The sequence below is a fragment of the Aliivibrio sp. S10_S31 genome, from assembly GCF_014694495.1.
Taxonomy (GTDB): domain Bacteria; phylum Pseudomonadota; class Gammaproteobacteria; order Enterobacterales; family Vibrionaceae; genus Aliivibrio; species Aliivibrio fischeri.
Genome location: NZ_JAAUWR010000059.1, coordinates 1 through 1,745, shown reverse-complemented (window position 1 = coordinate 1,745; position 1,745 = coordinate 1). Strand labels below are relative to the sequence as shown.

The following is a 1,745-nucleotide window of genomic DNA, read 5'->3' as shown; positions in this document are numbered from 1 at the left end:
GAAGCGAAGCGTTGACAAAGATCGTGTAACAAAGCAATCAACACGATGCTAATTACATTCGGCGTTTTTGGTTTGAAGTGTAATTGGTTTGGAAAGTCAGTCGTTCGCACGTGTTATTGCGGCGTTAGCTCAAATTAGGAGAAAGTATGACTTGGGTTGTAGGTGGCAATTGTTTCAATGGTTTTGTTTGTGTTGCTGATATTCAAGCAACTCTTGAATTTTCGAACGGAACTCCAAGTAGGCACTATAATTGCGTGCAAAAAATTCATAAAGTTTATGACAATTTGTGTGTAGCGTTCAGTGGTGACATTAAATCAGGTCTTATAATAATTGAAGATTTACAAAAAAAACTTAGGAGCTCTTTTAAAGAAAGTGAATACTTTGATATAGATGGGCAATCAAAGCAACTTATTGAGTATATTACAAAGCTATATAAGAAGATTAATGGTAGGAAAGAACCCTTTTTAGAGTTTATGTTTCTTTGGAACGCTCAAGAAGGTGATAATTTACATTACACCCCGTATCTCATGACTTTTAGAAGTCCAACTTTCAATATGAGTTCAACTAAAGTACTAGAAGCAAAAGATACTGGATTTGGGAAACGTGACAGTAAATACAATGCAATATCGACACTTTTATCTGGCAAGAGTAATGATTCTTCTGAGTTCAAAAAGCTTAAAGGTGAATTAGAAAATGTCCCTAGAATTTGGACTGTCGAGAAATTTAAGAATTTTGTGTTTGCCGAGGCTTCGGAGATTAATTTACCTGGAGTTAGCAAAACACTAATTTGCTTTGAGTCCGTGATCGAGTACAAAGATATATTTCCTGATTGGGTTAGTGATATGCTTAAAGTCGTCTTTGAAGAATTAGGTGTCAATTATACTACAAAAAATACAGCGAACCATTCAGTGAATTTGGTTGAAATGGATTTCAATGAAATTGATAAAGTTATTAAAGATTTGCAGAAAAATTCTCCTGATAAGCTTGAAGTGCTAAAGTTCATGCTTCAATCGGCTGTTAAAGAATACGACCTTGAATGCCTTTATGAATTGCCAAAAATAACAAGTAGTTATCGAGTGGATGATTTAGAAATTATACATAGCCCACATTTGTTTACAAAGTGGAAAGATCTTAGGGATTTTCTTAAATCTAATGGTGAATGTATTAGTGCTTGTTCTGCGATCGCTGCTTAAGCTAACAAATGCATCAACACGATTTGCTACATTCGGCATTGTCGATTTGCCTTTAGTTTCAGTGATTAAGGCAGTAAAATTCAGCTAGGTCTGCATGGTAGCAAACGTGTTATGCAGGCGTTATACGAACTCTGAGAATGCAGTTTTTTGGTTCAGTTCAGCGATTGAACCATTAGCTTTTTAGGTGTGAAAGTAGGGTGGTTTTCCTTTTTCTTTGTTGCCTTTTGGTGTTCGTTTTATCAGGTTCGGCATTGAACTATTATTGCCCCAAATTCAGGCGTTTCAGAGGCTATTTTAGGCTTCAATTGTTCTTTGGTGTTGCCTCATTTTAGCCTGCATCAGTGTTTTCCTCTCAGCATTTTCAATCCCAATTGTGGTTAGGATATTTGGTTTATTAGCTCAAAACCTGATGAAACCAAGTCGTACAAATGGTGTAAGAAAAAGGGATTGTTTCGTTTCACAGTTATTGTCGTTGATTGGATATTTTGCTCGCTTAATTGAGCCAGTCTAATTAAAATCGTTTTACAGCAAATCTTGGTAAATCAGTTCTTT

The 1,745-nt window shown here is 35.6% G+C and carries 1 protein-coding gene; it reads left to right on the top strand.

Features of this window, described 5'->3' with window-relative positions; translation table 11 throughout:
• Positions 1-146 precede the first annotated feature (146 nt).
• Complete coding sequence (locus HC728_RS19490) at positions 147-1,193, top strand: hypothetical protein (protein WP_238933836.1); 1,047 nt, start codon at positions 147-149, stop codon at positions 1,191-1,193.
• Positions 1,194-1,745: the final 552 nt, after the last annotated feature.